Origin of the sequence: Lacrimispora sp. (genome assembly GCF_032078915.1) — a bacterium.
GTDB lineage: Bacteria > Bacillota > Clostridia > Lachnospirales > Lachnospiraceae > Lacrimispora.
Window position 1 is genome coordinate 66,471 of the sequence record NZ_DAMAUN010000003.1, and the last position, 12,538, is coordinate 79,008.

Sequence of the window (12,538 nt, forward strand, 5' to 3'; positions counted from 1 at the left end):
TTGAAGTGTAACGCCCTGTTGATTTGGCGGTTCACATATATTTCAAGGAGGAACCCTTTAATGAGTTTACAAGTAGAAAAATTAGAAAAGAACATGGCAAAATTGACGGTAGAAGTGTCGGCGGAGGAGTTTGATAAGGCTCTTACTGCGGCTTACAATAAGAATAAGGGCAGATTCAACATCCCTGGTTTCAGGAAAGGGAAAGCTCCTCAGGCCATGGTTGAGAAGATGTATGGAGTAGGCATTTTATATGAAGATGCAGTAAACGAGGCTCTTGACGCAACCTATGGTGATGCAGCGGAAGAAAGCGGACTGGACATCGTTTCCAGACCTGAGATTGACATCGTACAGGTAGAAAAGGGTAAGACCCTGATCTATACGGCAACAGTGGCCGTTAAACCGGACGTAACACTTGGCGAGTATAAGGGAATTGAAGTAACCAAGGCATCTGCTGAAGTAACCGATGAAGATATTGATTCCGAGTTAAAGAGAGTTCAGGAACAGAATTCCAGACTTATCTCCGTAGAGGACAGACCCGTAGAGGACGGTGACCAGACGGTTATCAACTTTGAAGGTTTTGTAGACGGAAAGACATTTGAAGGCGGAAAGGGTGAGGATTATCCTCTTACCATTGGTTCCCACTCCTTCATTGATACCTTTGAAGAGCAGCTGATCGGCAAGAACATCGGTGAAGAGTGTGAAGTCAACGTAAACTTCCCAAATGAGTATCATGCAACAGAACTGGCAGGAAAGCCTGCATTATTTAAGGTGACTGTTAAGGAAATCAAGAAAAAAGAACTTCCTGAGTTAAACGATGAGTTTGCAAGCGAAGTTTCTGAATTCGAGACATTGGAAGAATACAAGAACGACATCAGGGAAAAGGTTGCTTCCAGAAAAGAGAAAGAAGCAGCAACAGAGAACGAAGATCATGTGGTAGAGAAGGTTGTTGAGAATGCTGCCATGGAGATTCCTGAGCCGATGATCGACAGCCAGGTGAACAACATGGTTAATGATTATGCCAGAAGAATGCAGAGCCAGGGCCTGTCTCTTGACCAGTATATGAAATTTACAGGAATGACTCTTGAGTCCTTAAAGGAGCAGATGAGGCCACAGGCTCTTAAGAGAATCCAGACAAGACTGGTACTGGAAGCAGTTGTGAAAGCAGAGAATATCACTGCATCTGACGAAGCAGTTGAGAAAGAAATTGCCAGCATGGCAGAAGCTTACAAGATGGAAGTATCTCTGGTAAAAGAATCTCTTGGAGAAGTCGGCATCCAGCAGATGAAGGAAGATCTGGCAGTTCAGGAAGCAGTAGATTTTCTTGTTGCAGAAGCAAAATTAGTTTAAGAAGTATCCCTTGAATAGATTCCTGGCATTTTGTCCGGAGTCTATTCGACTTTGATAAGAGATATCTTACGGGTATCCCTTTATGCCCGGAAAGCGTGGGCAAAATATAGGAAACACCCTTCGGGTATCCCTTTATGCCCAGAAAGCGTGGGCAAAATATAGGAAAGAACAGACAGGAGGAAGACAGATGAGTTTAGTACCTTATGTCATTGAATCAACCAGTAAGGGCGAGCGCTCTTACGATATTTATTCCAGACTTCTTAAGGAGAGGATTATTTTCCTTGGGGAAGAGGTATCCGATGTATCAGCAAGCCTTGTTGTGGCCCAGCTGTTATTTTTAGAGGCAGAGGATCCGAATAAGGACATCAACCTCTATATCAACAGCCCTGGCGGTTCCGTTACCGCAGGCATGGCAATTTATGATACCATGAACTATATTAAATGTGACGTATCTACTGTTTGTATGGGCATGGCAGCCAGCATGGGAGCATTTTTGCTGGCCGGCGGAGCAAAGGGAAAACGGTTCGCACTTCCAAATGCGGAGGTTATGATTCATCAGCCATCCGGCGGAGCAAAGGGCCAGGCCACTGAGATCCGAATCGTAGCTGAGAATATACTGAAGATAAAGAAACGTTTAAATGAAATCCTGTCAGCAAACACTGGCCAGCCTTATGAAGTGATTGAACGTGATACGGAGCGTGATAATTACATGAACGCGGAAGAGGCGAAAGCATATGGCTTGATCGATGATATCATCTACAGCCATGAGCGATAAGCCTTTACGCTTAAGCGGCCAGGGCGATTTATAGGAAACACCCTGCAGGTATCCCTTTACACCCGGTAAAACGGGGCGGGCACTGCCGGAAAGCAGGGCAATGTATTCAGGAAACACCCTGCGGGTACCCTTTACACCGATAATACGGGCGGGCACTGCCCATAAAAGCAGGGCAATGTATTAGGAAAGAATGAGGTGTGTATATGCCGGTCAGAACAGACGACAAGATCCGATGCTCTTTTTGCGGGAAGACCCAGGACCAGGTAAAGAAGCTCATTGCCGGTTCCAATAATGTCTACATCTGTGACGAATGCATTGATTTGTGCGCAGAGATATTAGAGGAAGAATTTGACAGCCATGAGGAAGATGTACCTGATTTTGGTGATATCAACCTGATGAAGCCAAAGGAAATCAAGACTTTTTTAGACGATTATGTCATTGGTCAGGACAACGCAAAAAAGGTATTGTCTGTAGCAGTCTATAACCACTACAAAAGAATCACTTCCAGAAAAAAAATGGATGTAGAAGTGCAAAAGAGCAATATTCTGATGTTAGGTCCTACCGGCTCTGGTAAAACCTATCTTGCGCAGACGCTGGCAAAGGTCTTAAATGTTCCGTTTGCTATTGCAGATGCCACCGCCCTTACAGAAGCTGGTTATGTGGGCGAGGATGTTGAGAACATCCTTTTAAAGCTCATCCAGTCGGCTGATTATGACATCAGCAGGGCGGAATATGGAATTATCTATATCGATGAGATTGATAAAATAACAAAGAAGTCGGAAAATGTGTCTATTACCAGAGATGTTTCCGGCGAAGGCGTACAGCAGGCCCTTTTAAAGATCCTGGAAGGTACGGTTGCAAGTGTTCCGCCTCAGGGAGGAAGAAAGCATCCCCACCAGGAACTTCTACAGATCAATACGACCAATATTCTGTTTATCTGCGGAGGCGCCTTTGATGGATTGGAAAAAATCATTGAAAGCCGGTTAAGTGCCGGTTCTATCGGCTTTAATGCGGAAATCGTAGATAAGAACAAGACAGATATTGATGATCTTCTGAAAAAGACCCTTCCTCAGGATCTTGTGAAGTTCGGGTTGATACCGGAGTTTATCGGCCGGGTGCCGGTTACTGTATCCCTGGAGCTTCTGGATCGGGAAGCACTTGTGAAGATTTTAACAGAACCGAAGAATGCCCTGGTCAAGCAGTATCAAAAGTTGTTTGAACTGGATGATGTGAAGCTTGAGCTGACCAGAGAAGCAGTTGAACGGATTGCGGAGCTGGCAGTGGAGAGAAAAACAGGGGCCAGAGGCTTGCGTTCCATTATGGAAAGCGTAATGATGGAGATGATGTACGAGATTCCATCTGACAGCAGCATCGGAATCTGCACGATTACCAGGGAAGTTGTAGATAAAAAGGGTGAGCCGGAGCTGATTTACAGGGACACGGCAGTCCCAAGAAAATCACTGGCTCAGAAGTTAAGAAAAGATAAGACAGGCGAGATCGCATAGGTCCCTGCATGAGTCAGGAAGGTGTTACAGCGAGTAAATCTGCTGGAACACCTTTTTGAATGCAAAGGAGAGAACACAATGGTGGATAAGACAATCACAATGCCAGTTATCGCCCTGCGAGGCATGACTGTTCTTCCCAAAATGATGCTGCATTTTGATATCAGCCGGACAAAATCCATTGCGGCTGTGGAGAAGGCAATGGTGGGAGATCAGAGAGTATGTCTGGTTACCCAGAAGAATTCTGAGGAAGCTGACCCTGGAATCGAAGATTTGTATCAGATCGGTACAGTGGCTCTCATCAAGCAGCTGGTAAAGCTGCCGAACAATGTGATCCGTGTCATGGTGGAAGGTATGGAACGGGCAGAGCTTTTGACTCTTGACAGCGAGGAGCCCATGCTCATAGGTGAAATTGAAAAGGCTCTGGAAGCAGATGATTCCATTGATTATATTACAAGAGAGGCTATGATACAGATCATTCATGAAAAACTGGAGGAATACGGCAAGGAGAGCCCCAGGCTCGCGAAGGAGGTACTTCCGGGTCTTATGGTGCTTACTGACCTTGGCGAGCTTTTGGACCAGATTGCCGTACAGCTTTCCTGGGATTACCGGGTACGCCAGCAGGTGCTTGAAAGCGCTCTTTTGGAGGACCGGTATGCGCTGGTTGTAAATCAGCTGATGACGGAGATCGAGGTCACAAAGGTAAAACGGGAATTACAGTCCCATGTTAAGGAACGGATCGACAAGAACCAGAAGGATTATATCTTAAGGGAGCAGCTCAAGGTGATCCGTGAGGAGCTTGGTGAGGACAACCCTTTGTCTGATTCCGACGAATACTTAAAGAGGCTGAAGGCTTTAAAGGCTGATAAGGAGACCAAGGATAAGATCCAGAAGGAGATTGAACGCTTTAAAGCGATGCCCGGAGGAAGTCAGGAAGCCAATGTGGTCCGTATGTACCTTGAGACGGTCCTGGAGCTTCCGTGGAAGAAGCTGTCAAAGGATGATAACAGCATAGCCCATGCAGAGGTGATCTTAAATGAAGATCACTATGGCCTTGAGAAGGTAAAGGAGCGGATTCTGGAATATTTAGCAGTCCGCGTCCTTACGAAAAAAGGGTCCAGCCCTATCATCTGCCTGGTAGGACCTCCTGGAACAGGAAAGACTTCCATTGCCAGATCAGTAGCAAAAGCGTTAAACAAGGAGTATGTAAGGATCAGCCTGGGAGGAATCCGGGACGAAGCGGAGATACGCGGACACCGGAAAACCTATGTGGGCGCCATGCCTGGCAGGATTGTAGAGGCCTTAAGGCAGTCCGGAGTCAGCAATCCCTTAATGCTTCTTGATGAGATCGACAAGGTCAGCAGGGATTATAAGGGGGATACTTCTTCCGCCCTTTTAGAGGTGCTGGACAGCGAACAGAATGTAAAATTCCGGGATCATTATGTAGAGGTTCCTATTGATTTATCCAATGTGCTGTTTCTTGCAACGGCCAATACCACAACCACCATACCGGGGCCGCTTCTTGACCGTATGGAAGTAATTGAAGTAAATAGCTATACGGAGAATGAAAAATTCCATATTGCAAAGAATTACTTAGTAAGAAAGCAGCGGGAAAAGAATGGGCTTAAGCCAAATCAGGTGTCCATATCGGACGAGGCTCTTGAAAAGATCATTCATCATTACACCAGAGAGGCCGGAGTCAGGAATTTAGAAAGGCGGATCGGAGCTGTTTTCAGAAAAGCAGCAAGAGAATTCCTGGAAGACGGGAAAAAGGCCATAGAGATAAATTCAAACGACTTAGAGAAGTATTTAGGCAAGGAAAAGGTACTCTTTGAGGATGTAAACGAAGAAGACCAGGTAGGAATCGTAAGAGGTCTTGCATGGACCAGTGTCGGCGGCAACACCCTTCAAATCGAAGTCAATGTCATGCCAGGGAAGGGAAGCCTTCAGATGACCGGACAAATGGGTGATGTCATGAAAGAATCCGCCCAGACTGCTTTAAGCTATGTCAGGTCGGTATGTCCGGAATATAAGGTAAAGGATGATTATTTTGAAAAGCACGATATCCACCTTCACATTCCGGAAGGGGCCGTGCCAAAGGATGGCCCATCGGCAGGAATCACCATGGCGACGGCTATGCTGTCTGCGGTCACAAAACGGAAGGTAAATGCCAAGGTGGCCATGACAGGAGAGATTACTCTTCGTGGCCGTGTTCTGCCTATCGGTGGCCTTAAGGAAAAAATTCTGGCGGCCCGTATGGCCCATGTGGAGAAGGTTCTGGTTCCTGACAGGAACCGCCCGGATATTGCAGAGCTGTCAGAGGAAATCATCGGAGATCTGGACATCATATATGTAAAGAACATGCCGGAGGTTTTAAAAGAAGCTTTCATCAAGGAATAGAAGCGCAGGTATGCCCAAAAAGCATGGGCAGGAAAGAGGAAACCATATGATCATTAAATCAGTAGAGCTGGAGACTGTGTGTGGAATAACCAGCAAGCTTCCGGAGAATACAAAGCCGGAGTTTGCCTTTGCGGGCAAATCCAATGTGGGAAAATCTTCTCTCATAAACGCCCTGATGAACCGCAAATCCTATGCCAGAACCTCGTCTCAGCCGGGGAAGACTCAGACCATTAATTTTTACAACATCAATGATGCTTTGTACTATGTGGATCTTCCGGGCTACGGCTATGCGAAGGTATCTCTGGAAGTGAAGGCAAAGTGGGGGAAAATGATAGAAAACTATCTTCATAAGTCCTCCATGCTTCGGTGCGTGTTTTTGCTGATCGATATCCGCCACGAGCCATCGGAGAATGATAAGACCATGTATGATTGGGTCGTGCACAATGGCTATCATCCGATCATCATCGCCACCAAGCTGGACAAGATCAAGAGAAGCCAGGTGCAGAAAGCGTTAAAAGTCCTTCGCACGGGGCTTGGGATCGGTAGCGATGTAACAGTGATTCCCTTTTCCGCTGAGACCAAGCAGGGCAGGGAAGAAATATGGGACTTAATATCAGAATCCGTAAATAGTCTTGACAAGGAGTAAAAATCTTTTTATAATGAACCTATTTATTACATAGAGTTCATTCTGGTAGGAAGAGGAGAAAACAGTTATGAAAAAGACAATGAGAAAAATCGTATCAACTCTTATGGCAGCGACCCTGGCAGCGTCCTTTCTGACTGCCTGCGGAGGCGGTAATGCCGCAACAGGCACATCAGCAGGAGCGGGCAAGGAAACAGGAGATAACAAGGTATTAAAGGTTGCCATGGAGTGCAGCTACGCACCATATAACTGGACCCAGCCGACAGATGCAGGCGGAGCCGTTCCTATTTCCGGAAGCTCTGATTTTGCTTATGGCTATGATGTCATGATGGCTAAAAAGATTGCAGATGAACTGGGCTATGGACTTGAGATCGTTAAGCTGGACTGGGATTCCCTTGTTCCTGCCGTTCAGTCCGGAAAGGTTGACTGTGTCATTGCCGGCCAGTCCATTACCGCAGAACGTATGCAGTCTGTTGATTTTACAGATCCTTACTACTATGCGACCATTGTGACCCTGGTAAAAGCCGGAGGCAAGTATGAGAATGCAAAGAGTGTTGCTGATTTTTCCGGGGCAACTGCTACTTCCCAGTTAAATACCATCTGGTATGATAACTGTCTGCCTCAGATTCCGGATGCAGATATTCAGCCTGCCCAGGAATCCGCACCGGCCATGCTGGTATCTTTAAGCTCCGGAAGGTGCGATCTGGTAGTGACAGACAAGCCTACCGGACAGGCAGCGCTGGTTGCTTATCCTGACTTCAAGCTCCTTGATTTCACCGGAACAGAGGGTGAGTTTAAGGTTTCTGATGAAGATGTGAACATCGGTATTTCTTTGAAGAAGGGCAATACAGAATTAAAGGATGCCGTAAACGGAGTACTTGCCAAAATGAGCAAGGACGATTTTAATAAGATGATGGATGAAGCAATTTCCGTTCAGCCATTATCCAAGTAATCCAGGTGACATACCTTAAAGCATAGACCGGATGCAGGAGTGCAGGAATTCCTGTGCCTGGCTCACTGCTTGCAGGAATAAAAAACAGAATCAGGGCTTGCAGGCACGGGACAAGAGTGTTCTTATTTCGTGCCGCTTGTTCTGTTTTGACGAAGTACGAGAAGGAGAAGGTAGTATATGTCTTTGCCATCAGATTTTTTTGGAAGAATTGTATTTATACTGCAGCATTATGGCCCATCCTTTTTAAATGGGGCGGGAAAGACTATGGCAATCGCCATTGTCGGCACATTCATCGGCTGCATCATTGGCTTTGCCGTAGGAATTATCCAGACGATTCCGGTTTCGAAAAGTGACAATCCGATGAAACGGTTTTTATTAAAATTAGTAAAATTCATTTTAAATGTTTATGTAGAGGTATTCCGCGGAACTCCTATGATGGTTCAGGCCATGTTTATATTTTATGGTTCTTCCGTACTGTTTGGCATTAATATGTCTATCGTTTTTGCTGCCTATTTCATTGTATCCATTAATACAGGGGCTTATATGGCTGAGACCGTGAGAGGAGGAATCCTTTCCATTGATCAGGGACAGACCGAGGGCGCCAAGGCCATCGGCATGACCCATATTCAGACGATGGTCAATGTTATCATGCCCCAGGCGCTGCGCAATATCATGCCTCAGATCGGCAATAACTTAATCATCAACATTAAGGATACCTGCGTGCTTTCTGTTATCGGCGTAGTGGAGTTGTTTTATGCCACAAAGGGCGTTGCAGGCGCGTATTATACCTATTTTGAAGCATTTGGCATCACCATGGTCATTTATTTCATCCTGACCTTTACGTGTTCCAGAATCCTTCGTTACTGGGAGAAGAAGATGGATGGTCCGGACAGCTACGATCTGGCGACCACGGATACGCTGGCTTATACCAGCGGCATGGTTAAATTCCCGGATCCGAAAGAGAAGGAGGATAAATAGATGACAGACGGAAAAGTTTTAGAAATTCATCATTTGAGTAAAACCTTTGGAGCGAATGTAGTGCTGCGTGACATTGATTTTTCTGTCAATGCCGGTGATGTGACCTGTATTATCGGAGCCTCCGGTTCCGGAAAGTCAACGCTGCTTCGCTGCATCAATCTCTTGGAAACTCCTACTACCGGCGAAATCCTGTACCATGATGTAGACATTACAGACCGGAAGATGAACGTTCCTTCCTACCGTACGAAAGTAGGTATGGTGTTCCAGAGCTTTAATTTATTCAATAACATGACTGTTTTGGAAAACTGTTTGGTAGGCCAGATAAAGGTGCTGAAAAAAGATAAGGAAGAAGCCAGAAAGAAGGCGATGATGTATCTGGAGAAGGTAGGTATGGCTCCTTACATCAATGCAAAGCCAAAGCAGCTTTCCGGCGGACAGAAGCAGAGAGTGGCCATTGCAAGAGCCTTGGCAATGGAACCGGAGATCCTGCTGTTTGACGAGCCGACCTCCGCACTGGATCCCCAGATGGTAGGAGAGGTGCTGGCGGTTATGAGAACTTTGGCAAAGGAAGGCCTTACCATGATCATCGTAACTCATGAAATGGCATTTGCCAGGGATGTGTCCAGCCGTGTGGTCTATATGGCAGGCGGCGTCATTGAAGAAGAAGGCGCTCCGGCTGATATTTTTGGGAATCCAAAGAAAAACTCAACAAAAGAATTTTTAAACCGGTTTATGCAGGGATAAGAAAAAGCTGATTCAGGATGATAATACTGAATCAGCTTTTTTATTAAAGAAAGTGAGAATTCTCTGACAAAATCCTTTCATCGATACGGCGCACAACGCCATGGGTATAAGCTGTAAAATATTTTGACCAGAAACCATATGCCGTCGGATTGATGCTTTCAAAGTCTACACCCAGGTGGGTGTAACCCTCTGCTTTCAAGGTTTTTATCACCTCATTCAGCAGACTTTGATATACTCCTTTGCCTCGATGCTCTTTAAGACAGAATGCACTGTTAATATGGCGGTAATTTGGATGTCCGGTTATAAAGGTTTCGCCAGATTCTGAAATTTTTAAATAAGCACATATTTTGCCCTGGTATAGAGACGCAAAGCATCGTTCGTGATTTTTTATGCACGCTTCACAAAAGGCTTCCAATGTTTCTTGTTCACGGTTCATAAAAGACGGACTATTGTTAAAATGTTTGTTTAACATGAATTCAAGTGGATATGCCAAAGCGTACTCGCTTGATGTAAGTTCTAAGAACTCGTATTCTTCGCAGGTCCCGCAATCAAATGGCTCCATAGGGCGGATTGAATCAATGCAGCGCAGACCAAAACCGTATATAAAAAACTGGTTTTGTGCAATTTCGTCATGTGCATATAAGCAAATACCATGACTGACTGCGCCTGCACCCACCCACTTGCGGGCAGCATCCTGATACATAGCCGCATAAATATTTGCTCTGTTCTTAAGCGTTGCCCCATTGGCCCACATGGGTGAGAACACACCCTTAACGTCAGTAGAGTGAAACGCATTGTCAAAAGGCTTGGTGCCGCATAAAAATCCAACCATTTCATCATCTTCAAACGCTGCAACACCCATGCCGTTATCGGCAAAACAGGTCAAGTCAGGGAAAGCATCAACGGCTGGCAGAGCTGGAACCTGACAAAGCTCTTCTTTGTAACAGGCCAGTGCCAGTGCGTTTGCCTTGCTGATATGTTCCCTGGCAAAATCAACTATAATCATCGTTTCATTACTCCTCTTTCCGCTATGGGTCACGGTAAAATTTTACTTGGGCTCATCGGAAACCCGTTGTGGATGAATCGTTTCCTTTATAACCGGCTCTCCTTCAATGGGGACCGGCATTCCCTGTTTCTCAGGTAAGCAGTTATGAACCGGCTTAGAAAAAAGATTTCGTATTTTGATCCTGATAAAGGTATTTGCTGCTTTGATAAAAACCACAAAAATAAAAACGGGCAGGATGACGGTTAAAATCAACCTTACCTTAAAATGAAACTTTTTTTTCTCTAATTGTTTCAAATGAAACTGATATTGGTCGGTTATCTTCGGAAATAATGGTTTCTTTGTCTGAATTTTACTCAAAATAAATCCCCCTTATGTTTCTGCTGGATGAAATGTTAAGAACCGCTCATCAGTGCCTTCATGGCAAATGCATAAATTTCCTGACTCTTAGATTTCCAGTGGTCACACATGATTTCCGCCTGGTCCTTATCCGGAACAGACAGTTCCAGGTTTATCAGGCAGTTTTTTCCTTCCCGGACCTGACAGTGGACGATGTAGTCATGGCTGGTGGATTTATAGAAATCAGCGGTCACTCCCACCTCGTTGCGGAGCCGGAACTTGTTCTCCTTTAAATATTCATCCATATCATTGATGATGGCCGGTGAAATCTTGTTGCCGAAAAAGGAAAGGGTCTCTTCCCCTTCCCTTGTGATCTCGTACCGGCTGCTGTTATGGTTGGTTTCCACATGAAGCAGTCTGGCTTCCAGCAGTTCATTCAATGCCTGATTGAGCGTAAAATATGTGGTATATTCATGCTCCAGAAAAAAGTTTGACAGTTGTGCGCTTGTCAGGGGGAAATTAACCTGTTTAAGCATGTATAAAATCATCAGTTTGTACAGGGTCATAGGTTCTGACAGCATAGTTACCTCCAGTATTGCGCTTGCTGCGCCGTATATTCAAGGATTGTGAAAACCACTTTCAACCAGATCCTTCATATTTTTTACTGCCGGATAAATTCTTTGACCGCTTGACTCACGACAGATGCAACACGAGGGTCAAAGGCCTCAGGCAGGATATTGTTTTCGTTCAGTTCCAAAGGCGCTACAAGGCCGGCAATAGCGGTTGCGGCAGCAAGCTTCATATCTTCTGTAATCGCAGTTGCCCTTCCCTCCAATGCACCTTTAAAGATGCCGGGGAACACAACTACATTATTGACCTGGTTGGGGAAATCAGACCTTCCGGTTCCAACTACTTTTGCGCCGGCTGCTTTGGCAAGATCAGGCATGATCTCAGGAACCGGGTTTGCCATGGCAAACAGGATGGCGTCAGGATTCATGGAAGCGACCATTTCTTCCGTTACGATTCCAGGAGCGGATACTCCTACGAAAATATCACTGCCTTTCATGGCATCTGCCAAAGAACCATGGGTTCCTTCCAGATTCGTCACATCCATCATCTTTTCCTGCATCCAGTTTAAGCCTTCCATGCCCTTTGCCAGGATTCCTGCACGGTCACACATGGTGATATGAAGAAAGCCGTAGGACAGAAGGAGTTTTGTAATGGCGATTCCGGCGGAGCCTGCGCCGTTTACAACAATTTTGCATTCCTCTTTGTTCTTTCCGGTCACTTTTAAGGCGTTTATAATGCCGGCAAGAACGACGATCGCCGTTCCGTGCTGGTCATCATGGAATACGGGGATGTCAAGAAGCTCTTTTAACCGTTCTTCGATTTCAAAACAGCGGGGGGCGGATATATCCTCCAGATTGATCCCGCCGAAAGCAGGTGCAATATTCACCACGGTCTTAATGATCTCTTCGGTGTCCTGGGTATCCAGACAGATCGGAATGGCATTGATTCCACCAAACTCCTTAAAAAGCACCGCTTTTCCTTCCATAACGGGCATGGCGGCCAGAGGTCCGATGTTGCCAAGTCCAAGAACAGCACTTCCATCTGAAACGACAGCAATGGTGTTGGATTTGATTGTGTATAGATAGGCAGCTTCCGGATCCCCGGCAATGACTTTGCAGGGTTCCGCTACGCCTGGGGTATAGGCAAGGGCCAGATCCTCCCGGCTTTTTACCTGTGCTTTGGAAATGATTTCCAGCTTTCCTTTCCATTCTTCATGTAACAATAAAGCTTTTTCATTGATTGTCATGATCGTTTGTCCTTTTTTTCACAGTTTTTATTTTATCAT

The 12,538-nt window shown here is 45.6% G+C and carries 12 protein-coding genes; 8 read left to right on the plus strand and 4 right to left on the minus strand.

Going from position 1 to position 12,538, the window contains the following annotated elements; genetic code table 11:
- Positions 1-60: 60 nt before the first annotated feature.
- The 8 genes from tig to RT269_RS02345 all read left to right on the plus strand — a co-directional run bounded on the left by tig (position 61) and on the right by RT269_RS02345 (position 9,341).
- The gene (gene tig, locus RT269_RS02310) at positions 61-1,347 is read left to right on the plus strand and encodes a trigger factor (RefSeq protein ID WP_313180386.1); all 1,287 of its coding nucleotides are present in this window, start codon (positions 61-63) and stop codon (positions 1,345-1,347) included.
- 187 nt (positions 1,348-1,534) lie between these two features.
- Positions 1,535-2,122: an ATP-dependent Clp endopeptidase proteolytic subunit ClpP gene (clpP, locus tag RT269_RS02315; RefSeq protein WP_313180387.1), complete on the plus strand. Its 588-nt coding sequence runs from the start codon at positions 1,535-1,537 to the stop codon at positions 2,120-2,122.
- 203 nt (positions 2,123-2,325) lie between these two features.
- A complete protein-coding gene (gene clpX, locus RT269_RS02320; protein ID WP_313180388.1) occupies positions 2,326-3,627 on the plus strand; it encodes an ATP-dependent Clp protease ATP-binding subunit ClpX in 1,302 nt (433 codons plus the stop codon).
- 78 nt (positions 3,628-3,705) lie between these two features.
- Positions 3,706-6,024, plus strand: coding sequence for an endopeptidase La (gene lon / locus RT269_RS02325; protein ID WP_313180389.1), 2,319 nt, complete (start codon positions 3,706-3,708; stop codon positions 6,022-6,024).
- Between the two features lie 46 nt (positions 6,025-6,070).
- Positions 6,071-6,670, plus strand: coding sequence for a ribosome biogenesis GTP-binding protein YihA/YsxC (gene yihA / locus RT269_RS02330; protein ID WP_313180390.1), 600 nt, complete (start codon positions 6,071-6,073; stop codon positions 6,668-6,670).
- Between the two features lie 67 nt (positions 6,671-6,737).
- Positions 6,738-7,619 carry a transporter substrate-binding domain-containing protein gene (locus tag RT269_RS02335; protein WP_313180391.1) on the plus strand — a complete coding sequence of 294 codons (882 nt, stop codon included), beginning with the start codon at positions 6,738-6,740 and terminating at the stop codon, positions 7,617-7,619.
- Positions 7,620-7,802: 183 nt separating this feature from the next.
- Positions 7,803-8,597, plus strand: coding sequence for an amino acid ABC transporter permease (locus tag RT269_RS02340; RefSeq protein WP_313180458.1), 795 nt, complete (start codon positions 7,803-7,805; stop codon positions 8,595-8,597).
- Positions 8,598-9,341, plus strand: a complete 744-nt coding sequence (locus RT269_RS02345) for an amino acid ABC transporter ATP-binding protein (protein ID WP_313180392.1) — start codon at positions 8,598-8,600, stop codon at positions 9,339-9,341. It begins immediately after the preceding gene.
- 43 nt (positions 9,342-9,384) lie between these two features.
- On the opposite strand, the gene RT269_RS02350 is transcribed toward RT269_RS02345, so the two are convergent.
- The 4 genes from RT269_RS02350 to RT269_RS02365 form a co-directional block, all read right to left on the minus strand.
- The gene (locus tag RT269_RS02350; RefSeq protein ID WP_313180393.1) at positions 9,385-10,347 is read right to left on the minus strand and encodes a GNAT family N-acetyltransferase; all 963 of its coding nucleotides are present in this window, start codon (positions 10,345-10,347) and stop codon (positions 9,385-9,387) included.
- Positions 10,348-10,389: 42 nt separating this feature from the next.
- Positions 10,390-10,704 (minus strand): glycoside hydrolase family 23, encoded by a 315-nt coding sequence (locus tag RT269_RS02355; protein WP_313180394.1) that lies wholly within the window; start codon positions 10,702-10,704, stop codon positions 10,390-10,392.
- A 35-nt stretch (positions 10,705-10,739) separates the two neighbouring features.
- Positions 10,740-11,264 (minus strand): DUF4364 family protein, encoded by a 525-nt coding sequence (locus tag RT269_RS02360; RefSeq protein WP_013273016.1) that lies wholly within the window; start codon positions 11,262-11,264, stop codon positions 10,740-10,742.
- An 80-nt stretch (positions 11,265-11,344) separates the two neighbouring features.
- Positions 11,345-12,499, minus strand: a complete 1,155-nt coding sequence (locus RT269_RS02365; RefSeq protein ID WP_313180395.1) for an NAD(P)-dependent malic enzyme — start codon at positions 12,497-12,499, stop codon at positions 11,345-11,347.
- Positions 12,500-12,538: the final 39 nt, after the last annotated feature.

What these genes read in the sequence shown, in the direction of transcription:
- RT269_RS02360 (WP_013273016.1), bottom strand. Translation starts at nt 11,264, where the DNA reads ATGCTGTCAGAACCTATGACCCTGTACAAACTGATGATTTTATACATG.
- clpX (WP_313180388.1), top strand. Translation starts at nt 2,326, where the DNA reads ATGCCGGTCAGAACAGACGACAAGATCCGATGCTCTTTTTGCGGGAAG.
- RT269_RS02350 (WP_313180393.1), bottom strand. Translation starts at nt 10,347, where the DNA reads ATGATTATAGTTGATTTTGCCAGGGAACATATCAGCAAGGCAAACGCA.
- lon (WP_313180389.1), top strand. Translation starts at nt 3,706, where the DNA reads ATGGTGGATAAGACAATCACAATGCCAGTTATCGCCCTGCGAGGCATG.
- RT269_RS02335 (WP_313180391.1), top strand. Translation starts at nt 6,738, where the DNA reads ATGAAAAAGACAATGAGAAAAATCGTATCAACTCTTATGGCAGCGACC.
- tig (WP_313180386.1), top strand. Translation starts at nt 61, where the DNA reads ATGAGTTTACAAGTAGAAAAATTAGAAAAGAACATGGCAAAATTGACG.
- RT269_RS02365 (WP_313180395.1), bottom strand. Translation starts at nt 12,499, where the DNA reads ATGACAATCAATGAAAAAGCTTTATTGTTACATGAAGAATGGAAAGGA.
- RT269_RS02345 (WP_313180392.1), top strand. Translation starts at nt 8,598, where the DNA reads ATGACAGACGGAAAAGTTTTAGAAATTCATCATTTGAGTAAAACCTTT.
- clpP (WP_313180387.1), top strand. Translation starts at nt 1,535, where the DNA reads ATGAGTTTAGTACCTTATGTCATTGAATCAACCAGTAAGGGCGAGCGC.
- yihA (WP_313180390.1), top strand. Translation starts at nt 6,071, where the DNA reads ATGATCATTAAATCAGTAGAGCTGGAGACTGTGTGTGGAATAACCAGC.